The organism is Paenibacillus sp. JJ-100, assembly GCF_948329825.1.
Taxonomy (GTDB): Bacteria; Bacillota; Bacilli; order Paenibacillales; family Paenibacillaceae; genus Paenibacillus.
In genome coordinates, this window is the sequence record NZ_CAOJCM010000003.1 from 256,878 (window position 1) to 282,407 (window position 25,530).

The following is a 25,530-nucleotide window of genomic DNA, read 5'->3' on the forward strand; positions in this document are numbered from 1 at the left end:
AACTATAAAAGATTGGATTTTACATGTCAATATACTTAACATAAAAAGTGTTTGAAATTTAAAGTTAATTGTGTTTACATAAAATACAAAGAAATATGGAAGTGGAAATCCTCTAAAAGACTCCAAAACACATTTTATTTTCATAATCACGGTATGTATTTCATTCAATTTGTTAGGTAATATAACATATAAATGCTTTTATGTAGTATTGGATGAAATGTAAGGCAAGGTTTGGTAGGGTCTGTAGCGCAAAAATAAGGGGGATTGATCCATCATGCGATCCATATTGGTCATCCGTGTACAACCTGATCTCGGCAACTCATCTGAAGCCATCCCTGTGACACCAGAGAAGCTGCTGGGGGCGGTTGGTTACCACGTGCAGGTCTCGGACGATGAGACAGAGGTGATGAACCTTACCCATGAGGTAGATGCTTCCATCCTGCATTTGTCTCTTGCGGAAGTGGATCAATGGGTGGACCGTCTAAGCAAGGGGAATTCAGATACTCCGTTACTCTGGTGGTGTGCTCCCGATACAACCTCTTCTTCCGTTGAAGACTGCGAAGTGGATACATCGTTTGATGGTATTCTTATCCCGTCTATGACTGGACTAGAAATCCACTGGACTCTGCACTTTTCTGCAAGACGTTATATGGAACGCAAGCAATGGGAGCATGAGCGGAAGCAGCTGCAATCCAAGCTGGAAGATCGGAAGTGGATTGATATGGCGAAGGCGATCTTGTGTGACCTCAAGCAGATCCCTGAAGCGAAAGCGTATGACCTGTTACGTAAAAAAGCAATGGATGAGCGAAAACGGATGGTTGATGTCGCTACAGCGATAGTGAAGGCGCATCAACTGCTCCAGTCATAATCGATCAAAAGGGGAGAGGGAAGCTTTTGTACATGCTATATCCGGCATCTTCTGGTTAATCTTCTTTCTTATTCCCAAGGAAATGTTACGGTTAGGAAGCCGGCGAATTTTTTGCTGTCTTCCTGCCGTTGTTTCCATATAGCTGCCCGGTCAAGGGCAGTCTGGTACAGCTTTTTCTCCCCCAGTTTCGAATCCTCACGAATAACGCTAACCAAACCAATTCATATTCCAATGAAGTACATTATCTTTTCTTGGCATACAAAAAACTGCCAGACGCGGACCGGCGCGCAGGCAGTTGATAATACGTCTATACTGACGTCTATATTAAGACTTCGGTGTGAAGATGCCGGACGGTTTGCCGATCGGCAGGAAGGAGTAACCGAAGTGAGCATTCAGAACGGAAGCACCTGTACCGTACAGGGACACAATACCGATGGCTAACTCTGCATAAGCTGCAATGGGATGGAAGATATGCGGTGCTATGCCGAAAGCGTCAAAGGTTAGACCTAGGAACAAGAAATCGATCAGGATAAAAATGATCAGCAATACTTTGTTCGTTTCTACAGCACCAATCGTCATGAACAGGGTGAAGATAAGGTAACCGGCAAAAGCAAATCCAAGTTGCTTGCCATCAGCCTGCTCAGCAAGTGTAGAGCCGAACACACCCATTTTAATCAACCAATTCGCACCCATGGCGAACCAGAAGAAGGCATAGGCCCCGAAAGCGGTCGTTCCGAATGTATTGTTGCGTTTGGAATCCTGAATACATGCGAATAGTTGGGCAAAAGCACCTAGAAAGATGGCCCATGGAATAGCGTAGCTAAGTCCATCTGTAATTCCGAGCTTTTGAGAAGAAGCGACTAGGGTTACGATGGCCAGCCCGAATAATCCCATCGCGCTGGGATCGGCGTTTATGATTTTGACTTTTGTCTGTGACTCCGTTTGCATGGTGTTGATAAGCCTCCAATAATATCTAATCTGAATCATAGGCCTGTGCAGGCCATTCTCGAACTTCATTCTGACGTCCGCCAGGTCCGGACACACATATTGCCCTATTGTAACCGAATGGCTCACTTAAAGATAGGGATTTAATTACCTGAAACACCGGAAAACGGTTGTTTGTGGTGACAGTGAGATGACATGGGGCTGCTAACATATCGGGTTTGTGGTGAAAAAGGACGGAAAATTACATGTTATTTCCAGGTAATACACGTTAGTATCGAATGGAAATCAAATCTGCGGTTCGGCTATCCCCAGGTAGAAGCAGCAAGAATGAACTGAGGCAAGAAAGGAGGAAGTGAAACAGGACGGGGGAGATCCAGCGCAACTGAACAGGGTGGAATCACTACAAACCACTAAATTGCAAGCGCTTACTTATTTGAACTTGTTCGAAATTTGGTATGTACTCATGGATGAAGAAGCGAAAGGATGGATGTTGATGATCGCAAAACAGACGCGGAGGCTCGGCTTAATTTTGCTTGTATCGGCGTTTACTATGTCCAGTCTGGGATGGGGCTCTTTATTTGGTGCGTCAGCAGTGAATGCGGCAGAAGTGAATTCAGTTGCTACGGAAACAGCCGTGTATCGATATGATTTTGGATCAGGCACTGTGGCAGAGGGGTATACCGGTGTAAGTGCAGATGCAGTGTATACATCAGATCAGGGTTATGGTTATGCCGATGCCTCGAAGGTAACCGTACAGGATCGCGGGACTAGTGATCCGATCAAGTCTGATTTTGCAACGTTTGCTACAGGTGGACAGTTCAACGTGGATCTGCCGAACGGGGATTATACGGTGTCACTTGTTGCAGGGGATGAGACTGGGGCCACAGAGATTGCCATAGATGTAGAGAGCATGAACAAAGTGCAATTAACCAGCAAGGCAGCGGGTGAATATCTGGAGATGGACTTCAACATTGCTCTCGTGGATGGACAGATGAACTTGGTCTTCTCCGGTGCAGCTGCGAATCTGAATGCACTGGTCATTACGAAGCAGGCTGAGCGCGAGGCAGGAAGCAAACCTGTTCTGTATCTCGCAGGAGATTCCACGATGCAGACCTACAATCCGTACTGGGAACCACAAGCAGGCTGGGGACAGATGTTTCCTTCCTTTTTCAATGACACCGTGGAGATCAAAAATCACTCGATTGGCGGACGCAGTTCCAAGTCGTTTATTTTCCAAGGGCGATTGGATGAAATTCTGAGGGTAATTCGACCAGGGGATTATCTGTTTGTGCAGTTCGGACATAATGATGCTACCATCAGTGTGCCCGATCGTTACGCTTCACCAGCCGATTACAAAATCTATCTAAAAACCTACATAGATGGTGTGCGGCAGCGGGGGGCTACGCCGATTCTAGTGACGCCGATGGGACGCAGGGACTTCAATGCAAGCACAGGCAAATTCAATGTTTCTTTCCCTGAATATGTGCAGGCAGCCAAAGAAGTGGCGGCTGAGAATGATGTGCAGCTGATCGATCTGAGCAGACTCAGTATCGAATATTATGACTCGATTGGGCCGGAAGCTACGCTGTCGGTGTTCCTACATGTTGCACCGGGCATCTATCAGGCGTTCCCAAATGGTGTTGCCGACAACACACATTTTCAGGAGTATGGTGCGATTCAGATCGCCAGACTGGTTGCAGGTGCAGTACGGGAACTCGATATTCCACTAGCTGATGCGGTGAGAGATGCCGAGGTACCTGCTGAGATTCCAGCCAAGCCAAGCGGCTTGAAGGTTGGCAGTATTAGTAATGCAGGTGCTGTATTGAAGTGGACAACTGATGAAGCGGCTGACATCTACAAGATCTATCGCAAGCTGTCTTCCGAGCCAGCATCTGCATATACCCTTGCTGGAACGGCTACCGTTCCGACCCTAACCTTATCCAGCCTAGCCGAAGGGGAAACCTACACCGTGCGTGTGACAGCGGTGAATGGGCGGGGGGAATCGGAGCCTTCGGACGAGGTGAGCTTCACGACGAAGTCCGCTGCGTATCGATACGACTTTGGCCCGGTAGGCTCGCCAGTAGCCGAGGGGTATAACGAAGTGAATCGGAATACGCTATACACGTCTGAGCGTGGATATGGTCTTACCTCTTCGGCTAATATGGCCGATCGGGATCGTGGTAATGCCACGGATGCGTTGCGCCGTGATTTCGTCATTTATTTTGGCGGAAATTATGAATTTAAGGTGGACCTGCCGAATGGCAGCTATTCGGTTAAAGCCTATATTGGGGACTGGATCGGCTCCGCTCGGACGAACGTCAATATTGAGGGCAAGGACTACGGAACTGTATCTTCGGGTGCACAGAATATAGCGGAAAAAGTCATTAACGATGTGCAGGTTCAGGACGGTCAGATGAATCTGGTGTTCAGTGGGCAGACCGCACATCTCAACGGTTTGGAGATCACCCCAACCTTCATGTCTCCTTCTGGGCTTCAGCTCGATGATCTTGATCTCAATAGTGATCCGATTCGCGCAGTGCTTTCTTGGGAAGAGGTGGCCGGGGATGTGCAGTATAAGGTCTATCGTCAGTCTGTAGGAGCGGCCAAACCAGAATTGCTTGCCACCGTTGATGAGCCAACCTATACGGATATCCAGATCGAACTTGGTATGGACTATGTGTACACGGTAACGGCAGTGGATCAGACTGGAGCAGAGTCGCTCGCGTCTAATGCGCTGAATGTATCGACCATTGATTCCAGTGTGGCGAAGGCCGAAGTGCCTTCCGGACTAGCGTTACAAGAAATCAATAAAAATGAAGCTTCTTTCACATGGAACGAAGCTGCGGGCGCACGCTTTTACCAGATCTATCGTTCCAAGAGCGAGGCTGGATCTTATGAGATGATTGGTCGTACCAAAGAAACATCATACAAGGACTCCACGATTCTTAGTACAGTTCCTTATTACTACAGAGTCGCTTCGGTGAATGCGGGCGGTGTATCAGAGTTGTCCAGTGTGCTTGAAACGCCAGCAGCTACAACGTTGAACCGGGCCATGGAATATTTGGATCGTGCACCCGTTGCGGTGAAAACAGAGCAAGGGAACTACATCGGCTGGCGCATGCTGGGTCTGGACGCAGATTCAATTGCTTTCAATCTCTATCGTGATGGGAAGAAGCTCAATGCAGAACCGCTGACGGGCAGCACAAACTATACGGATGCGGATGGCACAGAAACCTCGAAATATCGTGTTAAGACGGTAGAAAATGGGGTAGAGAAGTCAGCAACGAAAGAATTTGGCGTGTGGCAAGAGCAATATCTGTCTGTACCGCTGCAAAAACCTGCCGATGCATATACCAAAGACGGGCAGCCGTATTCCTACTATGCAGGGGATGCCAGTGTTGGGGATGTAGACGGTGACGGCGAGTACGAGATCGTGCTTATGTGGTCACCGAATAACGGCAAAGATAACTCTCAGGCTGGGATAACTGGCATTGTATATATGGATGCCTACAAGCTGGATGGAACTCGTCTCTGGCGCATCGATATGGGACCGAACATTCGGGCAGGGGCGCATTACTCCCCGTTCCTCGTCTATGATTTTGATGGAGACGGCCGAGCTGAGCTGATGATGAAAACCGCAGACGGAACGATTGACGGACAGGGCAAGGTCATCGGGGATGCGAATGCAGATCATCGCAACAGCTCCGGATATGTTTTGCTGGGGGATGAATTCCTGACCGTATTTGATGGCGAGACTGGAGCGGCGCTGGATACGGTGAATTACGATCCGCCGCGTGGAGATGTTGCCGCATGGGGGGATGGATACGGGAACCGGGTAGATCGCTTCCTTGCCGCTGTAGCTTATCTGGACGGCGAACATCCGAGTGCGATGTTCAGTCGTGGATATTACACACGTACGGTGCTTGCCTCCTACAATTTCCGGGACGGCAAGATCAGTCAGGTTTGGCGTTTTGATTCCAATGATGAGGGTTACGGTTCATATGCAGGTCAGGGGAATCACAACCTCTCCGTAGGTGATGTGGACGGAGATGGTAAGGATGAGATTACATTCGGAGCAATGGCAATTGATGATGATGGGAAGCCGCTCTACAATACCAGACTGGGTCATGGAGATGCGATGCATCTGAGTGACCTGGATCCAACCCGTCCGGGGATGGAGGTATTCGGGGTGCACGAAGATAAAAGCTCGACATATGGCATGGAGATGCGAGATGCAGCCACAGGTGAAGTGCTGTGGGGTGTATTCACAGGGATGGATACGGGCCGTGGTATGGCAGCTGATATTGATCCAAACTACCCAGGAGCTGAAGTGTGGGCTGCCACAATTACGAATGAGCAGCACATCCCGATTACTGGACTATACAGTGCCAAAGGGGAGCTAATCACAACCAAGATTCCTTCCTCGACCAACTTTGGCATCTGGTGGGACGGCGACCTGCTGCGTGAGCTGCAGGATGGTATTCGAATCGACAAATGGGATGTTGAAAACCAGACTACAGTTAACCTGTTGACAGCAACAGGTGCTGCTTCCAACAACGGAACCAAAGCTAATCCAAGCTTGCAAGCTGATTTGTTTGGCGACTGGCGCGAAGAGGTCATCTGGCGTAGTCAGGATAGCTCGGAGCTGCGTATATATACCACGACCGATGAGACGGATGTGCGGCTTCGTACGCTGATGCATGATCCAGTCTATCGTCTTGGCGTAGCTTGGCAAAATGTAGCCTATAATCAGCCGCCGCATACCAGCTTTTATCTCGGTGCAGACATGGAGCAGCCGAAGGTGCCGAATATTCGCTATGTGGGTAGTTCCCCAGAGCCGGAGGAACCGGAAGACACAACACCTCCGGTCATCACGGATCTACCTGGGGAGCAGATGAGCGAGAATGATGTTCTGCAAGTGAAGGTGAAGGCCGAAGACCCTGAATCCGGAATTGCAAGTCTGGAGCTGACTTGGGATGGAGAGATGGTGAAGCCAGGTGATGAGATTCCACTAACCGGGCTTGCAGGCAGACATATCTTCACAGCTCGCGCGGTGAATGGTGCGGGACTGATCACAGAAGTATCCGTTGACGTAACTATAGTAGCTGGAGATCAGTCGGAGGGTGCGCCTGGAACGCCTGTTCTTTCGGATAATCAGGGTCACGTAGATGGGCTAAGTGATGGAAACTACACGGTAACGATGGACATGTGGTGGGGGAATAACGGTACGGAGTATAAGCTGTATGAGAATGGAGAACTGCTGGATACTCAGAAATTAGTTGCATCTACGCCGTCTGCTCAGAAGGTATCTACTTCCATTGAAGGGCGAGCAAATGGCACCTATGTATATACGTGTGAACTTGCGAATGCCAAAGGTAAAACGGAATGTCAGCCGCTAACGGTCATCGTTCGTGATGCTGCACCGGCCAAACCTGAGTTGTCGCATGACAATTGGGATGAGGATGGCCAATACACGATCAAGATAAATCTGTGGTGGGGTACCAATGCGACATCGTATCGGTTGTATGAGAACGGGAAGGAGATTAGTAGCCAGCCATTAGAGGCATCTTCCCCGAATGCACAGGTAGCCGAGGTGAAGGTGAATGATCGCGCTGTCGGAGAGTACACATATGTTGTGGAATGGATCAATCCAAGTGGAAAAACGGTAAGTGAACCGCTTCAGGTTATAGTAATGCATTAACAGGATCAATGAACAGAAGAGCATCTCTTCATTCTCAAGAGATCCCCATCTATGGGATTCGAGATTGGAGAGGTGTTTTTTGTTTTATAAATTACACAATTATGACACAAATTGTTTAATAACATCCAGTGCTGTCTGGCATTATTAACTCATCTCTATTAAAATAGAATCAGTACTTTCAAAATTTGGAGGAACATACAAAACATCCATGTCTTCTATGTCATATGTTAATCAAACTTTAGATTGACAGGAGCCACTACAATGAACAGAAGTTAAGGAGGTATCAGGGGTCATGGTTATGAGTTTGGAATTGAAAAATAAAATAGAAAAGGCCAGGCATAACCTTTATAAACTGGTAGAGCACAACAAAGGAAGGCTTGGACATCCCGAAGTCATTCGACAATCGATGGCACTGGATGAGTTGATTAATGAATATCATCGAATTTCCCGAAATCAGACACGGCCATAAGAGCGAACTGATCGGGTGCAACTATATACAGAAAGGCGTTATCGTATGAATCAATACCGCTTGGACGTGCAGCACATCGTCCAAAACAAGAAAGGGCATGGAAGATCGCCAGAAAGGTAAATCCTGCATGAGTTGTGAGGGACCTTGATGACAGATCATTCATGCCCGTTTTGGTTCAGTGAAGCATTCGTTTGGCTTCCAGATACAGTACTTGAACGAACTTTTTCGTATTGATCCGAGTCTGGGACAACGAAGGCTCCACATTATTTTGAAGTTCCAGCATTTTTTTGCGAATCTCAGTAAAGTCAAAAAATTTGGAAGCGTAGTTCTCGAACTTCGGATGGGTGTAATCGGTCAGTCCAAGAGAAACCACGTGACTCAAGGTCTGAAAAATAGCTCTACGCACTCGCTGTTCTGATGCCTTCACTTCTTTGGTAATGTCTGCAGGCGAAGCATTCTGTCCCAATTTACGCTGGGCGACTTGCTGGAAGATGTCTTTGAGCGATGGGAAGGTATAAGGGGACAGCTTGTGCTCGTTTGTCTCTATCTGTTCCAGATATTCCAGCATGTCCAGCAGATCCCGGCTGCCTGCTTCGCCGATCATCCCCATCTCGGACAGTAGAAAATGCCCGGCAGTAGCAATGGTTTTGTCGGGAACCTGCGTTTGTTGACGTGCCCCAATATGCAGCCCTGACAGTCCTTGGAGCGTACGCTGGATATCAGCAATAGACTGTTGCATCCGTAGCCTTTCCTCCACCAGCCTTAACACCGATAGAATCTCCAAGCGGTTTATGGGTTTCGTAATATAATACTCAATGCCAAGAGAGTAAGCCTCTCCAATCATATTTTTGGATTCGATCTGGGAGATCATCACGATCTTGCCTTTGAACTTCCCTTCAAGTGTACGTACGGTCTGAATCCCATCCTGGTGTGGCATCAGCAGATCGATCAGCAGCACATCCACCTTATGCAGTTCCAACAATTCGGCATGAATATGTGTCCCATCCTCGGCCTCACCTGCGATTTCGCCTAATCCTTCATCTTCAATAATGTCTATAAGCATGGAACGCACGCCTGGGTCATCATCAACGATAAAATAACGCATATAGGTCACGTCCTTTCCAATTGATCAGGATATTTCTAAAAAATAAGCTTTTATTCTATATGGCTTCGCTGTGCCGTAAGATTTTGTTTTACAGATGAGTTATCTCAAATCTTGTGATTCTCTCATTCTATAATACTTCCCACTTGCTATTCTGCATAGAAGCTTACATGTAAGGTTAGATGACAATGACTGGATGAGAGAGGTCTATTTCCAAAAAAAATGTGTAGATATCATGTAGGTATTTGTCGATTTCGGTAGATATAATTGTAGTATAAGTAACATGTATCAGTCTGAGCTCGTTGTTGTGTAAAATGTTGCAAATTTTCAGTTGTTTCAAAATCACAGCAGTCGATATCAGACATAGAAGTTTCAAGATAAGAAATGAATGCAGTAATCTTTTCTATAATACATCATAAAAAGGGGCGTATCGATGGAGCAAATAATACAAGATGTTGTCGTCGTTTTTAATGATTTTCTCTGGTCCAAGCTGTTAATCGTTCTGTTGGTCGTTTGCGGTGTCTATTTCACAACGAAAACAAGGTTCATGCAGTTCCGAATGATCAGTGATATGGTCAAGGTACTGAAAGAGAAAACGAGCAAGGAGCCGGGTAAAATCTCTCCATTTCAAGCCTTCTGTATCAGTATGGCTGCACGTGTGGGTACGGGAAACATTACAGGGATTGCAATCGCTATAGCCATCGGGGGACCCGGAGCTATATTCTGGATGTGGGTTATTGCAATTATTGGATCGGCTTCTAGTTTTGTTGAGAGCACGCTGGCTCAGATTTACAAAATTAAGGACAAAGGCGGATTCCGCGGTGGGCCGGCCTACTACATGGAGCGAGGTCTTGGGAAACGCTGGATGGGAGTCTTGTTTGCGATTCTGATTACTCTTTCGTTCGGTTTGGTCTTTAACGCTGTACAGTCCAACACGATTACAGTGGCATTCCAAAATTCCTTTGGAACGGATCGCTTAACGGTTGGTATCATTATGGCAGTCGTGTTTGCAGGGATCATTATGGGCGGCGTGAAACGGATCGCGAAAGCGTCGGAGTATATTGTGGTTGTGCTCGCCGTACTGTATATCGGTGTGGCTGCGTTTATTGTGCTGGTAAATATCACTGAATTACCTGCGATGATTGCACTGATTGTGAAAAATGCCTTCGGCATCGAACAGGCGGCTGGTGGTACACTGGGTGCAGCGCTAATGAATGGCGTTAAGCGCGGATTATTCTCCAATGAAGCCGGTATGGGTAGTGCGCCGAATGCTGCTGCAACGGCAGATACGTCTCATCCGGTGAAGCAAGGCCTGATTCAAGCGTTTGGCGTACTTACTGATACGCTCATTATTTGTACAAGTACAGCGATGATTATTTTGTTATCCGGAGTATATCAAGGTTCAGATCTAGGTGGTATTGAGTTGACTCAAGCTGCACTCAGTGTACACATCGGTCCTTGGGCTTCAGGTTTCCTAGCTATAATGGTATTCCTGTTTGCTTTCAGTACGCTGATTGGTAACTACTACTACGGGGAAACAAACATTGAATTTATTAAGTCTAATAAGATATGGCTCTGGATCTACCGAGTTGCGGTTATTAGCATGGTGTTGTTTGGTGCGGTAGCGAAGGTACAACTAGTGTGGGATTTGGCTGACCTGTTTATGGGTCTGATGGTCGTTGTTAATCTTATTGCGATCCTGATGCTATCCAAAGTCACCTTTGAAGCACTTAAGGATTACAAGCGGCAGAAGGCTGAGGGACGTGACCCTGTGTTCACCCGTGATCGTATTCATATTCCGGGAGAGGTCGAGTGCTGGGAGTCGGAGGAAGAGGTAACCGGTACTAGAAAGCTTAATGTGACGCAATAATTCATATAAAACAAAGAACAGGACTTGGACTACCATTATGGCATCCCAAGTCCTGTTTATTACATTTTAACTTCACCTGCATGTTGTATGAGGGTAAATCAGATCACTTGGAGCTACACCTCATCGGTTACTTTTGTACAGAGTAGCTGATCAGTTGCTCGGACAGAATTTTCATGCGTTCGCCAGTATCATTGAGCTTCTCGATCACATCCGTGAACGAAGAAACGAGGGTTGCTTGTTCTTGAGAAGAAGCGGCAATCTGGGACACTTCAACTTCCATCTGTTTGATCACCTGTTGTACATCTTTGAGGCTGGCATCAATATCGGTTGTTGCTTGTTTCGCATCAACAGAAAGTTTACGTACTTCGGATGCCACAACACCAAAACCGGCTCCAGCTTCACCTACACGTGCTGCTTCAATCGCAGCATTCAGACCGAGCAGGTTCGTTTGTTCAGAGATTTCACGAATGAATCCTGCAACTTTGTTAATCTGAGATGAATTCTGAACGGCAAGCCGTGTGTTTTCCAAAATTTGTTCGCTTGTCGCTTGTAACTCCTCGGCATGCGCAGCAACATGCTGTACCATATCGACAAGGTTGGCATTGATATTTCGATTCTCTTCAATAATCTCTTCAAGTTGATTCTGATTGGACTGGTCATAGGAGGCACAGAACACAGCAACAACATTGTCATGATCATCAAAGATGGGAATATTCAGTGTGTCCAACTCAAGTCCAAACACTTCTTTGGGCAAAGGTACAAGTGTAGCTTCTCTGCCATTTTTCAACGCGGAGAAGTTCTGATAGGACTCCAGAAGGGGCATTCCTTTTTCAAATCCAAGGTCGAACTTCTGGGTGGTCAAGACTTCGAGTACTTTCTCGTGATCATACAGAGTCAAGCTGGCAGGCTCTCGGAGTATCAGACCAATATATGGAATGGCCTTCGCTAATGCGTCAATAATATTTATGGAACTCATGGAACAAAATCATCCTCTCAAAAAGTATATAAAATGAATTGGTAAGTTTGGAAAATATGTAGAACCTCTATGTTTCATCGGACAATGTTCGGAGATCTTGAATGCTTTAATGCATGAAAATCAAACTATTTTCAATAATATTCTCAGAATTTTTACCATCTGGAACGGTTTCATGGATATTAGTTCTAGTTGTAACTTTTTTTATGCCAAATGTTCTCATCACGTTGACTTGATATATAGGACATATGTCCATTTAAGATCATATGGGAGGTACAGCCGAATGAAGGAAGTATTGGATTTTGAACTGATACGTCAGCTGGTTAAAGTGCACGGATTGGATGAGGTACTTGATAATACAGTGCTTGCTGAGCTACGTCTTCTGGAGGCAGAACAAGGTGAGATGATCTGTGAAAAAGGAGAACGTCCTGAACGCTTGTATTTTCTCGTTCAAGGCAAACTTAAGATCTTCACAACACTGCCGAATGGTAAGTCACTTCTGCTTCGGTTCGGCACACCGCTCTCGCTTGTTGGTGATTTGGAACTTGTTAACGGAAAAGAAGCGAGCAATTCAGTGCAGTCTGTGAATCAAAGTTTGTTACTTGCGGTCAGCTATCGTGCGATCCAGAACTCCTATACGAAGAATCCGAATTTCCTTCATTTTATGCTTAGCCAGGTGACACATAAGCTGCACATGTTCTCGAATGTATCGAGCTTGAACATGTTGTGTCCTGTTGAAAGCAGGTTCGCCAGTTATCTTTTGTCCACTTTGGATCAGAATACAACGACTCCAGAAGAAATTCAGACATCAACACTGACAGAGCTGGCGGATCTGCTGGGGACAAGTTACAGACATCTCAATCGGGTCATTCAGGACTTATGCAAGCGAGATATCATTCGTAAAGCAAGACGGAAAATCGTCATTCAGAATGTGGAAGAGTTGCGCGAGATTGCAGGAGGTAATGTGTATGAAAAGTGTTAGAATCCAATGAAAAACACCCTTCATCGTGAAGGATGTTCTTTATCATCTGATCTGCTGTGGTTTCCTATTCTATATTTCCGTGCTGCTCGAACAATTGGGCAATCTCTACAATGATTTGTGTAGCCTTAACCATATTATCTACGGATACATATTCGTATTTACCGTGGTAATTCTCGCCGCCAGTGAAAATATTCGGTGTGGGCATGCCCATATAGGACAGCTGGGAGCCGTCGGTTCCTCCCCGAATAGGGCGAATAATGGGTGTAATGTCCAGTCTTGTCATTGCTTTATGAGCGATATCTACAATCTGGCGAACGGGCTCGATCTTTTCACGCATATTGTAGTACTGGTCGTTCGTCTCCAACGTGACACTTTTTTCTCCATACGTGGCTTTGAGTTCTTCTGTAATGTTTACCAGGTTCGTTTTCCGTGCTTCGAACTTCTCCCGGTCAAAATCGCGGATGAGATAGTGAATCTTCGTTAGTTCCACATTACCTTCCATCGCCACCAGATGGTAGAAACCCTCGTAACCTTCTGTGGATTCAGGTGCTTCCTCTACAGGCAGACGTGCATTTAACTCCATCGCAATTTTCAGTGAATTGACCATCTTGCCTTTTGCCGTTCCGGGGTGTACATTCGTGCCGCGGACGGTGATCTTGGCTGCTGCTGCGTTAAAGCTCTCATATTCCAGTTCGCCAAGTGGTCCGCCGTCCACCGTATAAGCGTATTTAGCACCAAAGGCGGCAACATCAAACTTGTGAGGGCCGCGGCCAATCTCTTCATCCGGGGTAAAAGCAACCCGAATCTTGCCGTGTTTGATCTCCGGGTGCTCGATCAGATAGGCCATAGCCGTCATGATCTCGGCGATGCCTGCTTTGTTGTCTGCACCAAGTAAGGTGGTGCCATCGGTAGTGATTAGGGTATGCCCCTTGTACTCATGAAGCTCCGGGAAGTCCTTAGTGGACAAAATGACATCCAGCTCCTGGTTCAGCACGAGGTCTGCACCGTCATAGCTCTCAACCACCTGTGGTTTCACATTTTTCCCCGTGAAGTCGGTTGCGGTGTCGAGGTGCGCGAGGAATCCGATGACAGGGACGTCCTTGTCCGTATTGGACGGAAGTGTAGCCATAACATAACCATTCTCATCCATGGTCACTTCCTGTAACCCAATGGAAATGCATTCCTCTACCAGCAGCCGGCCCAGCTCCAGTTGTCCCGGAGTGGACGGACAGGTGCTACTATTTTCATCCGATTGGGTGTCTATCTGTACATATGTGCGAAGTCGTTGAATTAAAATATCTTTCACGTCTAATCTCTCCTTAATGGGTAATATATACATGGAATGCAGCGATATCATATCATGTTTGTCCGGATTTCGAGAATGACATCCCACTGGAGGAGATGTAAGCAGACTTGGGATGAAGATGGATAGAAGGGCACCAAAAAGTGCGTACTTGAATTTGGGAACCTCAGGTTCATAATAGCTATGAAGAGAGGATGTGTTCATATTATGCCATTTATCACGGTGAAAATGCTGGAAGGCAAAACAAAAGAGCAAAAGCGTCAGTTAATTGAACGGATGACCGATGTAGCTTGCGAGACGCTGGGTGTGGATGCAAGTAAAGTTTTTATTTTCATAGAAGATCTGGAGAAAGATAACTACGGTAAGAACGGCAAAATGTTCTCGGACCAAGATACAAATTAATGGGTCAGAGCAGGACGGCGTTAATCTACTGAACATATAAATGATGAATAGGAGTTGTACTTATTATGACAGAGCAATTGTTTTCACCATATCAGTTCAAAGGTCTGCAACTGCAAAATCGTGTCGTTATGGCACCGATGTGCCAATATTCAGTTACGGCCAAAGACGGCATTCCGAATGATTGGCATCAGGTTCACTATGTAAGCCGTGCCGTGGGTGGAACAGGACTAATTATTATTGAAATGACAGATGTTGATCCGGATGGACGGATTACCGACAACGACCTGGGTATCTGGTCAGATGAGCACATACCGGCTTTCACCAAGCTGGTGGAGGGTATGCATGCCTATGGCTCCAAAGTGGCAATACAGATTGCACACGCAGGACGTAAAGCCGAGGATGCACCGCAGCCGGTTGCTCCCTCAGTTGTAACGTTCCCGGGGGAAAAATATAAGGAGCCTCGCGCGTTGACTACGGAAGAAGTGGAAGCGATGGTGCAAAAATTTGCAGATGGTGTGCGTCGTGCTGTTCAAGCTGGTGTGGATGCAATCGAACTTCATGGTGCGCATGGCTATCTGATTCACCAGTTTCACTCTCCGCTGATGAATCATCGTGATGATAGATATGGACAAGATCTGTCTCGCTTTGGTGTGGAGATTATCCGTGCAGTGAAAAAAGAAATGCCTGCTGACATGCCGCTCATCATGCGAATCTCTGCCGTAGAATATGCCAATGGCGGATATGACATCGATCATACGATCAAAATCGGCCGTGCCTATCAGGAAGCAGGCGTGGACATGTTCCACATCAGCTCTGGTGGTGAAGGGCCGGCTGGTCAACGTAAACCTGGAAACTATCCAGGCTACCAGGTTCCTTTTGCCCGTCGATTCCGGGAAGAACTGAATGTGCCTGTAATCGCAGTAGGCATGCTGGAGGATGCGGCACTGGCGCAGGCCGTGATCGGCAATGGAGATGCCGATCTGGTTGCGATTGGCAGAGGCATGCTGCGTGACCCGTACTGGGCCAATCATGCAGCACTTGAGCTGGGTGTCAGCAAACAGCAGGCAGCGATTGCCGAGCAATATGCTCGTGGATATTAAGTCCAACCGATGATCAACAGACGATAGCTGTCCGGTTTGACTTTGTACCTTGTACCTTGTACCTTGTATCTGGTATCGGGTATCCATACGCCATCACTTATAACGATGGTTTGCGTGTTGCTTCATAGACAAATTTCTGGTTGGATTGTGTAGGGACTTCTCCATGATTAAAGTCTGCGTAGACTTCAACGTTGGTGAATCCAATCTTCTCCAGAATAAGACGTAGTTCCTCCACTCCGTACCATCTCAGAGTAAGTTCCTGCATCTCCGTGTCTACGAGTGTGCCTTGGTGCCACTGCTCGTAGCGAATCAGGCTGGTGGTATACTGGTGAAGGAGATTGATTTCGGTCGTTCTCTCTTCAATGGTGATCGTGTCACCCTCGGGTAATCGAACCGAAGATATATCCATTGAAGCAGGTTTGGTGACGTCTGGCAAAAAGAGATCAAAAATCAGCCTGCCCCCTGGCTCCAGGTGATCATACAGATTTTGCAGAACCTGAATCGAAGAACTGCGATCCTGAATAAGCATGAGTGACCCGCTCGGAATAATAATGGCTTCATAACGATAGGGAAGGTCTAAATTCACCAGATCGGCCACAAATAGCTCAGGCATAGGCAATGCACGTTCGTTGCATCGAGAACGGCAGGACTGAACCATAGCTTCCGAATAATCGACTCCATCTACCTTCAGCCCTGCTTCAAGCAGTGGAATGAGCATTCGGCCTGAACCTGACATGGCTTCCAAGATACGTCCATTGCAGTGCTGCAACAGATGGCTGTAAAATTCAATATCCCCTCCCAAAGAGTATCCGATCGGTTTGGTAATATCGTATACTTTGGTGCATAAGGGGCCGTAATAACTGAATGACATCGTATCATTCCTCCAGATTTAGATGTTTTGAACAAAACAGAGGAAGGTACATTCTTGCTGAATTATCCCTTCCAGCAGCGGTGTTTGGAAATAGATTTTTCAGAGCAGACTATCATAGGAATCACAATCCTTATATGTAAGATAGACCCATTATAGGTTGGGTCTGAGAAGAGCGTCAAGGAGGCAGTAACGAATGGAATCATCAACAGCACTACCAGATATTAAGGAAGAATTAGTACTGACGGCGTCTGTGGAAAAGGTGTGGCCTAAGGTCTCGACAGCGGAAGGTCTGGGATCGTGGTTTATGCCCAGCGATCTGAAGCCTGTCGAAGGCCATGAATTTATACTGGAAGCGGGGCCGTTCGGACAATCCCCTTGTCAGGTGATAGAAGTACAGCCAAAGCAGAAGCTTGCCTTTCGTTGGGGGAAAGACTGGACGTTAACGTTCGAACTTGCGGAACAAGCTGGAGATACTCATTTTACGTTGATCCACAGCGGATGGGATGCAGATAAACTGACTGAATTTGGACAGGCCCACGCGATCATCCGCGAACGTATGGCCCAAGGTTGGGCAGGCCTTGTACAGAAGCTTGCGGAAGTCGTCAAGTAAGAGCACAAGAAAAATTGATTAAGGCAACAAGGGAGTTGAGTTTGTACCCTTGGTGCCGCCATGCGAGCTTCATCACGAAGCCCTGGCTCCTCTCTCTGATGTTATCGGTGAGATCGAGATCGGGGCTTTTCGTGTTGGTTACCTGATCAGATCATCATTTTACATGAGAGTTGTAACCCTGTTTAAATCACAGAAATTTTTCATATGTCTGTTTCATCACTGAGGAGATTGGGTAAGCAAGGAAGTTATGCTTCATAAATTCTTAGGCAGGAGGAGTATGGCGCATGAAGTTATTCATACACCGCAAAGATCTGCGTACGGATGATCTCATTGCTTTTGATTATTTGCGGGAGCAGGGAGAAGAGAGCCTGCATCTATTAATCTACGATCCATTCCTGCTACGACAGGGCCGGGAGAAGGACCACAGCGGTGTGAATTTCCTCCGTCACGCTGCAGCACTAGGTAGAAAATATAAGGAAGATAAACGAAATCTCCATGTCGCTTATGGGAAACCGAGTGAAGTGATCGATTGGTTGTTAAGCCATATGGAGGGTGAGATCAGCGAAATTGTAGTTCATCGGGATATGACGCCATATGCGATGGAACGAGATCGGAAAATACGCAAAATCTGCGAATCGTATGGGATCACATTCAATCAGCTGACCGATCATCTGCTGATTGATCTGGAGGCCTTCGCTCGTTTTACAGGCAAATCAGAGCCTTATAAAGTGTTTGCTGCCTTCCATCGGCGCTGGGTAGAATTCATGAATGAGTACCCTAATCCACCATCCGCAACAACGATAGCAGACGTGAACGTCAGTGAACGAAAGCTGGATTGGCCGGAAGCCATGAGCGTCCCTGCTGATTTGCTCGAAGGGGCTAGTCAAACGGAAGGCGCAGAAGAGGACCCACACAGGATGCTTAATCGTTTTCTGTCCGAACGAGTAGCGGATTACGGGGATCATCGGGATGAGTTCGAAGCCTATGAGCCAAGTCATCTCAGCTCTTATGTAGCTGTGGGAGCCGTATCTATTCGTAAAATGTATGATGCTGCGCAGCGTATCTCCGAAGCTGGGGAGTGGATCAGACAGCTCTGTTTCCGTGATTTCTACTTGTACAGGGCAGTCTATGAGGAGCATTATTTTAAGTATGAAAAAGTGTACAATCTCTCCGTTCTTCAAGATACTCATTTCGAACGTTGGTGCAAGGCGGAGACAGGCATCCCAATCATTGATGCGGCGATGACAGAACTGAACGAGACCGGGCATATGCCGAATCGGCTCCGCATTCTGACGGCCATGTTTCTGACCAAAAATCTTCAGTGCCCGTTGACACTCGGGGAAGCATACTTCAGAAGAAAGCTGAAGGATTACGATAATATCCAGAATCGAGGTAACTGGCTGTGGTGCGCATCGCTGGGTGAGAATGCTGCCCCATATTTCCGGGTGAACAATCCGGTGACGCAGTCCGAGAAGTATGATGCTCAGGGTGATTACATTCGCAAGTGGTTGCCTGAGTTGCAGGACTTGCATAGCAAAGACATTCATCAGCCACGCAAGGATGCCATTGTTGACCTGAAAGCCTCCAGACAGGCGGCGATTGAGGTGTACAAGCAGATTCTTGCTAGCCGGGAAAAGAACTAGTCTCGTGACAGAGTGGGACGTACATGTTGATGTTAGATGAGTTCTCTGCTTGAATCTCCAATGCATAGGCAGAAAGATCTGGCATCAGGCCTCGAAGCTTTAACTTATCAATCATCCATAGAAATGATTCATCAGACTGTACTCTATCAACCTTGCCATGATGGGTGTACTGTGCATATTCTCGGGCGGGAAGGGTTAAGCCTATCATGTCATCCGGTAGTTTATCATAATAGGATACCTCTACCCCGGCAACGTAATGATATAGCCGCTGACGACTCAGCACAACGCCTGTCCACACCCCTGCCTGTTTCTGGCGGGGGATTTCATGCTGTCTTCGTTTCAATTCTGTCCACAACCTAGGAATCATGACCTGTGCCATGAAGACTGCTGTAAAGGGAGCCTGAAATTCAAGTCCGACTACGCAAGTCTCAGGTCGAACAATACGCTGGAACGGATCACGGTGTAACATTCGCTGTGCTGTTATCTTGTTTCCATGTCGGAGTGGCAGCAGTAGAGAGTATCCGCCGCTGCGCCCAGGTTCAGCATATAAAGGGACACCCATGCCACTGAGTTCGTGCAGGTAGCGAAGCATTGTCCGGTAAGACACTCCGAATTCGGTAGCCATCTCATCCACGGTAAACCTTGGTTTCTCATATACTCGCATCATTAATTCAATCAAACGTTCCGTTTTTGTCATGATCGTACACTCCTGATTGGATTATGCAATCTATACTGACAGATTTTGTCACTGTTTTAGTATAAAATAGAGTTAGGACAAGGACAACATGACAGACCTAATGACTTAATGACTATTGAAGTGTGAAGGGATGAGGGGCATGAAACCAAGTCAATCTGCGGAGCTGATCCGTAAAGAGGCAGCAACGATGATAGGTCTAAAATGGGAAGGCACTTTTGCTGAGGCCGGTGCTGGAGGCATACGCAAGGTACAGACGGAATTTAAGCGACGTCTGCATGAAATCCAAAATGTAATCCACCCCGATGAGCTATTAGGGTTGTCTTATCACATGACAGACACCGGATTTGTTCACTATGTAGCCGTCCAGGTCGGTAACATAGCAACGCCATCTGTCCCGAAAGGGATGGTTCAATTGGAAGTTCCCGCACATGATTATGCGAAATGCAGCCACGCCAAAGGACAATCCATTGAATCTTCGTATAATCGGATCTATGCGTGGATTGAAGAGCAGGGACTCCATCTATTGAATGATCCGCTTACACACTATGAAGTGTATCCCATGGAGCAGGACCCCTATGATACAGAGCCTGAGTTTACAATTTTTGTGCCGGTAATGAAAGGAATTTAATGAGATTTTTGATAGCCCCCAGACCGCGCTCTAGCGGTCTTTTTGACATGTGTAACGAGATATATCCTGTGAAATCAACTTGAAAATTAATAAAATATTAGGAAATTGGGCTACACATATTGAGCAATATGCTATTTAATAGATAGAGAGCTTAAATGGAATAAGTCATATTTAACATATTGGCGAATACTTAAAGGAGAGCCTCTGAACATGAGTCAAACACTGAAAAGAGAACGAATACCGGAGTTGAATATTGTACGAGCAGTCGCCATTATCGGCGTGTTATGTGTACATTCTACCTCCAATGCAACGCTGGAAATGAGAGAATCCGGTTATTACTGGCTGTACAACTTCATTAATATCTTTATGAAATACGGTACACCTACCTTTATTTTTCTGAGCAGTTTTGTACTGTTCTATAACTATTTTAACCGTCCGCTAGACAAGAAACTGGTTAGTAATTTCTACAAGAAGCGTTTTGTCTATATCCTACTGCCATATTTCCTGTTCTCGATCTTGTATTTTGTCATTCTGCATAATATGTATTATCAAGGACGACCACTCAATGAATCGATCAGCACATTTATTGAGAAGTTGTTGACTGGTAAAGCATACACACATCTGTATTTTGTGTTTATTAACATGCAATTTTATCTTATTTTTCCGCTTGTGCTGTGGTTGATGAAGAAATACCCGTCTGTTGTAAAATGGTCTATTCCGATTGGTCTTGTTATCCAATGGGCGTTCATTGTGAGTAACAAGTTTGGGTTTCAGGTTCCCAACAAAGGGAGCTGGGCATTCTCGTACTTCTCCTATTTCATGTTGGGTGTTTTCATGGGTGTGTATTTCCCGAAAATCAAACAATGGTTTATCGTTAGCCGAGTCAATGCAACGAAGGGGCGTGTAGCTTCTTGGATTTTGTTGTGGCTGATCTGGCTCACGGCGGGACTTGGACACGTGTATATCTACTATTTACTGCGACTGAAGATAGCTACCTATAACACGTTATGGTATGAGTTCTTCTGGAATGTGCATACATTTGCTTGTGCACTGGTCATTATCCAGATCGCTTACTGGCTCTATCACAAAGGTCCTGAGCTCCTTGCCAAGCCACTTAGTCGTCTAGGTGCGTTGTCCTTTGGTGTGTATCTGATTCACCCATTGTTCTTGTTAATTTATCGTGAGCATCCGCCACAAACAGGGGTTTCCTGGTTAATTCATCTGTGGTACGCGGGCGGATTTGTTTTTGCATTGATCGCCTCTTGGATTGTGGTTGGGCTGGCAGCGAGGTTCTTGCCTTATGCCTGGGTTGTTTTTGGCAATCTGCCAAAACCGAAACCGCGTCTTGTACCCCAGCAGAATTCAGGGAAAATGGACGTTCGTTAGAACGTACAATCCCCTATGATGATCAGCCGTTTTCAGTTCGCCTTGGTGCGTTCCGAAGACGGCTTTTTGCTATCATTTTCCGTTCAGAAGCAACGGGATAGTCATGCCGCGGCGTGGGAACGAATGTTTCTTTTGTTCAATCCAAGGGTAATCATAAGGCGGAATGGATATTATACAGTAAACTTTTGAGATAGGATCAAGGTGATCAACATGACTAAATGTGAACAATGCGGCAAAGCGCTGCAGGATATATTGGAATACGTCGAGCATATTCTTCATGAATGCAGAGAGCAGACACCTGAATTTAGCAATGGTGACTATAAGACTGGCGGTTATGAGGGTGTTCGTGAGCAGATGTGATACAATAGAAAGAAACCGGATTCATTCGGAACCGAGGTGACAACATGGAGACGGGACCAGCCCCTGTCCACACAAGGAAGGCAGCACTTGAAACACAACAAACCAAGAGATGTATGTATTGTGGAGAGCAGCGCCCTGCGTCTGATTTTCGGCGTAGAACCGGCAGGCGTGCAGGTTCCGGGGCCAGACGGGGAGCCTGCAGACGTTGTCGCCAGCTCGGTGTACGAGAGCCACATCATGGCAAAGTGACGACAGCTGACTCTGTAAAGACGGGGCGTGTCCAGGGCAATGCAGAGGAGACTCTCAGGGTAGACGAGGCTCAGGCCACGGTGATGAATGAACGTGAACGGAAAGTTCAGGCTAAAGCGCAGCAAGCTGCTGGAGAGAGCGATAAGGGAATGAGTCCAGGAACATATGTGGGTTCAGATGGAGTGGCAGGATCAGCATCTGCTGAAACGAGTTCTGCCCCTGCCGATCAGACGTTCAATGAAGGAGCAGGTGACACCACTTCTTCGGGGAGTCAGCGGCGAAAGAGACGAAGACGGCGGAAGAAGAAGCCGTCTGAGTTAATGAACGCTCAGTCTCGGACGTCTGCTGAGGCAGAGACTGAGCGTCAACAATCCACCGATCAGCATGCGGTGGATTCAAGGCCGGGCGGAGAGCATCCGCCCGGGGAAGGGCATTCGCAAGGCGTTGCTGTTGCGAATGCGAAGGGCCGCGAGCAGCGTGCGCGCAAGCGAGCTGCCGCTGCAGTTCCGGCCGCCGAACAGGCATCGGCGGCCCAAGCGCTGCTGCCGGCTGTGCCGCAAGGCCCGGCAGCAGCGCCAGCGCCAGAGGCTGCGGACCAGCCGTCCGCAGCTCGGCGCACACGCCAGCGCCGCCGCAAGCGTGCGGCTGCTGCTGCGCTAGCGTCCAGCGCAGGGCAGTCTCGCAGCGGAGCTGCTGAGGCCCCTGCGCCACATTCCAGCCGTAGTCCATCGGCTGGAATAGATGGCCGTCCGCGGCGTCATCACTCGCCGCCGGCAGCCATTGACCCGGATGATCCGGCTTCGCTCCGGACCAACCGGCAAGGTATGGTGCGCATGCGCGGCAAAACGGATAAAGGCCGGCGCTGGCATCAAGAAGTAGACATGGAGCTTGCCGTTACGCTGGTGAAGGAAAAGGCTGCCGTGGTGGTCAATCGGTACACCATTCGTCGGTTGTTCAGCAATAAGGAATTCAAACGGTTTATTCTGAATCGGGATGAGCATACCTGTTACTTCTGTGGCTCCTACGGAGATACAATTGACCATCTCCTTCCGCGAGCCAAGGGTGGACATACGACACCGCTTAATTGTGTTTGTGCCTGCAATCTATGCAACCAGTCGAAGGCGGCAATGGATGCAGATGAATTCATGCGCTCAGGAATACCGGAGTGGAATGCGGCTCACAAGGCAGAACTGTTGGAGCTGTCGATGCAAGGAATAACACCAGAATAAATAAACTAAGCTAATGAACCGAATGAACAAGGTTCAGAGGCTCTTATACGTCAAAGCATACCAAGATCATCATCGAGGTGTGCTTTTTTGGTTTGGTGGATGCGTCACAGATTTCTTCTAATTGACAACGGTGCAGGTGCCCAATGTACGTTATACTTGGAGGGTAGGGTTGCATTAACTTTTGGATAGAGGATCTGACTTCGCAGGATGGATTGCTCTCATAAAGCATGTTATTTCTATAGTTTTTGGTGTTTTCTACGTTTGAAATAGTATTGAATAGATTGGATGGATGTGGATGACAACGGCAGCTATAGATATCATGTCGTATTTCACGGAAGAAAATATTCGGTTTTGGCTGGAGAAATTCCGTTCTCTTGGCCCATTACCGGGCATTTTACTTACGTTTATGAAGTCTTTTGTACCGCCGCTTCCCACGTTATTGATTGTGGGTGTTAACGGAGCGGTATACGGCTTATGGGCTGGTTTTTTGTACTCGTGGATCGGTATGGTACTCGGCTGTACCGTGACTTTTCTAATTGTAAGAGAGATTGGGAAATCGGCCTTTGTAGAAAAATGGGCACGCAAACCGCGTGTGCAACGCAGCATGGTATGGATTCGCAGAAATGCGTTTAGTTATGTATTCTTGCTTAGCATTTTTCCAGTAGGTCCCTTTGTCATTATTAATGTGGCGGCTGGGATCGCGCGAATGCGATTGTTGTCCTTCCTGCTTGCGGTTGGGTTCGGTAAAGGCATCATGATATTCTCGGTGACGTACATTGGCTCTAACGTAGAGCAGTTTCTGGAGCACCCGATACGCTGGATTGGCGTAATCCTGTTCATTGCAATATCTTTATGGGCAAGCCGCAAATTGGAACGACATTTCACCCGGTCCAATTCGGATCAAGATGAAGGGCACTCGTTACATCAGGCTTCAGATAAGTCGATCTCCTCCTCACTGAAGTGACGAAATCCGAGGAAGTTATGCAAAAGTTAAAAGTTAGGTTCAGGTCAAGAATATGAAGAGAATATGGAGTGATTCCAGGGAGGTTTCCTCATGATCAACAGTGTTTTCGATTTGGATAACGAATTGCAACAGATGGAGGAAGAAGAACTACGTTCACTGCTGTGCGAACTATACTTGCGTACAGATATGGCTATGAATGGCAAGCATGACGAGCCCCATTACATGCAGTTTGTAGAGAGACAACATCAACTATTCAGCCAGTTGCAACGCAGAGATAACGTCCGTAAGTTGCCCGATCTGCAGCATGCAGAAGAGATCCATATTGCTATCGGTGAATCGCCTTTGGGGAGTATCAAAGTAGCCATGGGCAAAATCCCCGGGCGGGAAGGCCGGCGCTTTTACTCCCTGAATGATTACTACGCCATCGGGCCATTAGGTGACCTGACGGATGCAAGCGTAATGCAGCGAAGACACCTATGGCTACTGGAAAGACTCTATATCTCGGAGCACGGAAGTTATCTTATTCAAGGCCTGAAACAGTTAAATCAGATTAAATCATTCCTAAGTGAAATTCGTGAAGAGACTCGGGTAATTCTGTGGTATACGAACAATGGCCATGAACGAACGGGCTTGCTATATGCGCTCTATCTGCTGCGTCATCGTCAAAACCCGATCAAATTGATCGACACTACATCACTGTACCAAGCCTTGTTTGATACTTCTGAACATCAGATTCTCCATCTAGGTGAGTTGATCCCGGAGCACCTGTCCATGATATGGAAGCGGAGTGTGGATGCCGAGCCGTTGTCAGAGGAGCAGCGAAGTCTTATGGAAAAGGAATGGCTTGAGCTGTCCGCACAACCAGGTACGTTAAGAATCATCCAAGATGATGTGGTTCACAGTATCCCTGAAGACAGCCTCGATGGATTTATTTTGGAACAGGTCAAGAAGCTCGCCGAAGAACATGAAGCTCAGCAATTCATCAATGCTGCTCGTGTAGTAGGAGAGGTGCTGGGGAACTTGCCACAGGCTGTCGGTGACTCCTTTATTGAATACCGTTTACGTCAACTTGTGCTTCAAGGGAAGCTGGACATGGAAGGCAACCCTCGCGCGATGCGCTTCTACCGTGTCCGACTAGCAACTGCTTGGTAGTGGGGGCCTGACCCATGTCTCGATGT

At 47.2% G+C, this 25,530-nt stretch carries 23 protein-coding genes; 16 read left to right on the plus strand and 7 right to left on the minus strand.

The window, feature by feature from the left end:
- Positions 1-274 precede the first annotated feature (274 nt).
- Entirely contained in the window at positions 275-868 is a 594-nt protein-coding gene (locus PQG66_RS14210; RefSeq protein ID WP_272038389.1) for an ANTAR domain-containing response regulator, read from the plus strand.
- Positions 869-936: 68 nt separating this feature from the next.
- On the opposite strand, the gene PQG66_RS14215 is transcribed toward PQG66_RS14210, so the two are convergent.
- Together PQG66_RS14215 and PQG66_RS14220 are read right to left on the minus strand one after the other, a co-directional pair.
- Complete coding sequence (locus PQG66_RS14215; RefSeq protein ID WP_272038390.1) at positions 937-1,083, minus strand: hypothetical protein; 147 nt, start codon at positions 1,081-1,083, stop codon at positions 937-939.
- A gap of 109 nt (positions 1,084-1,192) precedes the next feature.
- On the minus strand, positions 1,193-1,816 hold the full coding sequence (locus PQG66_RS14220) for an acetate uptake transporter (RefSeq protein WP_272038391.1): 624 nt from the start codon (positions 1,814-1,816) through the stop codon (positions 1,193-1,195).
- 349 nt (positions 1,817-2,165) lie between these two features.
- On the opposite strand from PQG66_RS14220, the gene PQG66_RS14225 reads away from it, so the two are divergent.
- Entirely contained in the window at positions 2,166-7,514 is a 5,349-nt protein-coding gene (locus PQG66_RS14225; RefSeq protein WP_442955099.1) for a rhamnogalacturonan lyase family protein, read from the plus strand.
- 292 nt (positions 7,515-7,806) lie between these two features.
- Positions 7,807-7,983: an aspartyl-phosphate phosphatase Spo0E family protein gene (locus PQG66_RS14230; RefSeq protein ID WP_272038392.1), complete on the plus strand. Its 177-nt coding sequence runs from the start codon at positions 7,807-7,809 to the stop codon at positions 7,981-7,983.
- Positions 7,984-8,158: 175 nt separating this feature from the next.
- On the opposite strand, the gene PQG66_RS14235 is transcribed toward PQG66_RS14230, so the two are convergent.
- Positions 8,159-9,088: a response regulator gene (locus PQG66_RS14235; RefSeq protein ID WP_272038393.1), complete on the minus strand. Its 930-nt coding sequence runs from the start codon at positions 9,086-9,088 to the stop codon at positions 8,159-8,161.
- A 430-nt stretch (positions 9,089-9,518) separates the two neighbouring features.
- On the opposite strand from PQG66_RS14235, the gene PQG66_RS14240 reads away from it, so the two are divergent.
- A complete protein-coding gene (locus PQG66_RS14240) occupies positions 9,519-10,955 on the plus strand; it encodes an alanine/glycine:cation symporter family protein (protein WP_272038394.1) in 1,437 nt (478 codons plus the stop codon).
- A 127-nt stretch (positions 10,956-11,082) separates the two neighbouring features.
- Here the strand turns inward: PQG66_RS14240 and PQG66_RS14245 are convergent, their stop codons facing one another.
- On the minus strand, positions 11,083-11,922 hold the full coding sequence (locus PQG66_RS14245; protein ID WP_272038719.1) for a methyl-accepting chemotaxis protein: 840 nt from the start codon (positions 11,920-11,922) through the stop codon (positions 11,083-11,085).
- Positions 11,923-12,211: 289 nt separating this feature from the next.
- Between PQG66_RS14245 and PQG66_RS14250 the strand changes: the two genes are divergently transcribed.
- The gene (locus PQG66_RS14250) at positions 12,212-12,910 is read left to right on the plus strand and encodes a Crp/Fnr family transcriptional regulator (RefSeq protein WP_272038395.1); all 699 of its coding nucleotides are present in this window, start codon (positions 12,212-12,214) and stop codon (positions 12,908-12,910) included.
- Positions 12,911-12,974: 64 nt separating this feature from the next.
- Here PQG66_RS14250 and pepT read toward each other — a convergent pair whose 3' ends face one another.
- Positions 12,975-14,216: a peptidase T gene (pepT, locus tag PQG66_RS14255; protein WP_272038396.1), complete on the minus strand. Its 1,242-nt coding sequence runs from the start codon at positions 14,214-14,216 to the stop codon at positions 12,975-12,977.
- Between the two features lie 204 nt (positions 14,217-14,420).
- On the opposite strand from pepT, the gene PQG66_RS14260 reads away from it, so the two are divergent.
- A complete protein-coding gene (locus PQG66_RS14260) occupies positions 14,421-14,615 on the plus strand; it encodes a 2-hydroxymuconate tautomerase (RefSeq protein WP_272038397.1) in 195 nt (64 codons plus the stop codon).
- A 65-nt stretch (positions 14,616-14,680) separates the two neighbouring features.
- Complete coding sequence (locus PQG66_RS14265; RefSeq protein ID WP_272038398.1) at positions 14,681-15,715, plus strand: NADH:flavin oxidoreductase/NADH oxidase; 1,035 nt, start codon at positions 14,681-14,683, stop codon at positions 15,713-15,715.
- A 97-nt stretch (positions 15,716-15,812) separates the two neighbouring features.
- Here PQG66_RS14265 and PQG66_RS14270 read toward each other — a convergent pair whose 3' ends face one another.
- On the minus strand, positions 15,813-16,586 hold the full coding sequence (locus PQG66_RS14270; RefSeq protein WP_272038399.1) for a class I SAM-dependent methyltransferase: 774 nt from the start codon (positions 16,584-16,586) through the stop codon (positions 15,813-15,815).
- 193 nt (positions 16,587-16,779) lie between these two features.
- On the opposite strand from PQG66_RS14270, the gene PQG66_RS14275 reads away from it, so the two are divergent.
- Positions 16,780-17,196 carry an SRPBCC family protein gene (locus PQG66_RS14275; RefSeq protein WP_272038400.1) on the plus strand — a complete coding sequence of 139 codons (417 nt, stop codon included), beginning with the start codon at positions 16,780-16,782 and terminating at the stop codon, positions 17,194-17,196.
- A gap of 284 nt (positions 17,197-17,480) precedes the next feature.
- Complete coding sequence (locus PQG66_RS14280; protein ID WP_272038401.1) at positions 17,481-18,839, plus strand: cryptochrome/photolyase family protein; 1,359 nt, start codon at positions 17,481-17,483, stop codon at positions 18,837-18,839.
- On the opposite strand, the gene PQG66_RS14285 is transcribed toward PQG66_RS14280, so the two are convergent.
- Positions 18,820-19,536, minus strand: coding sequence for an effector binding domain-containing protein (locus tag PQG66_RS14285; RefSeq protein ID WP_442955100.1), 717 nt, complete (start codon positions 19,534-19,536; stop codon positions 18,820-18,822). The genes PQG66_RS14280 and PQG66_RS14285 overlap by 20 nt on opposite strands.
- Positions 19,537-19,675: 139 nt before the next feature.
- Here PQG66_RS14285 and PQG66_RS14295 point away from each other — a divergent pair, with 139 nt between their 5' ends.
- The 7 genes from PQG66_RS14295 to PQG66_RS14325 all read left to right on the plus strand — a co-directional run bounded on the left by PQG66_RS14295 (position 19,676) and on the right by PQG66_RS14325 (position 25,504).
- Positions 19,676-20,164 (plus strand): GyrI-like domain-containing protein, encoded by a 489-nt coding sequence (locus tag PQG66_RS14295; protein WP_272038402.1) that lies wholly within the window; start codon positions 19,676-19,678, stop codon positions 20,162-20,164.
- A 210-nt stretch (positions 20,165-20,374) separates the two neighbouring features.
- A complete protein-coding gene (locus tag PQG66_RS14300; protein ID WP_272038403.1) occupies positions 20,375-21,550 on the plus strand; it encodes an acyltransferase in 1,176 nt (391 codons plus the stop codon).
- A gap of 210 nt (positions 21,551-21,760) precedes the next feature.
- On the plus strand, positions 21,761-21,910 hold the full coding sequence (locus tag PQG66_RS14305; protein WP_272038404.1) for a hypothetical protein: 150 nt from the start codon (positions 21,761-21,763) through the stop codon (positions 21,908-21,910).
- A 36-nt stretch (positions 21,911-21,946) separates the two neighbouring features.
- Positions 21,947-22,159, plus strand: a complete 213-nt coding sequence (locus tag PQG66_RS14310) for a hypothetical protein (protein WP_272038405.1) — start codon at positions 21,947-21,949, stop codon at positions 22,157-22,159.
- An 83-nt stretch (positions 22,160-22,242) separates the two neighbouring features.
- Positions 22,243-23,388, plus strand: coding sequence for an HNH endonuclease (locus tag PQG66_RS25365; RefSeq protein ID WP_442955101.1), 1,146 nt, complete (start codon positions 22,243-22,245; stop codon positions 23,386-23,388).
- Between the two features lie 295 nt (positions 23,389-23,683).
- Positions 23,684-24,352 (plus strand): TVP38/TMEM64 family protein, encoded by a 669-nt coding sequence (locus PQG66_RS14320; protein WP_272038406.1) that lies wholly within the window; start codon positions 23,684-23,686, stop codon positions 24,350-24,352.
- 90 nt (positions 24,353-24,442) lie between these two features.
- Complete coding sequence (locus PQG66_RS14325; RefSeq protein ID WP_272038407.1) at positions 24,443-25,504, plus strand: DUF1835 domain-containing protein; 1,062 nt, start codon at positions 24,443-24,445, stop codon at positions 25,502-25,504.
- Positions 25,505-25,530: the final 26 nt, after the last annotated feature.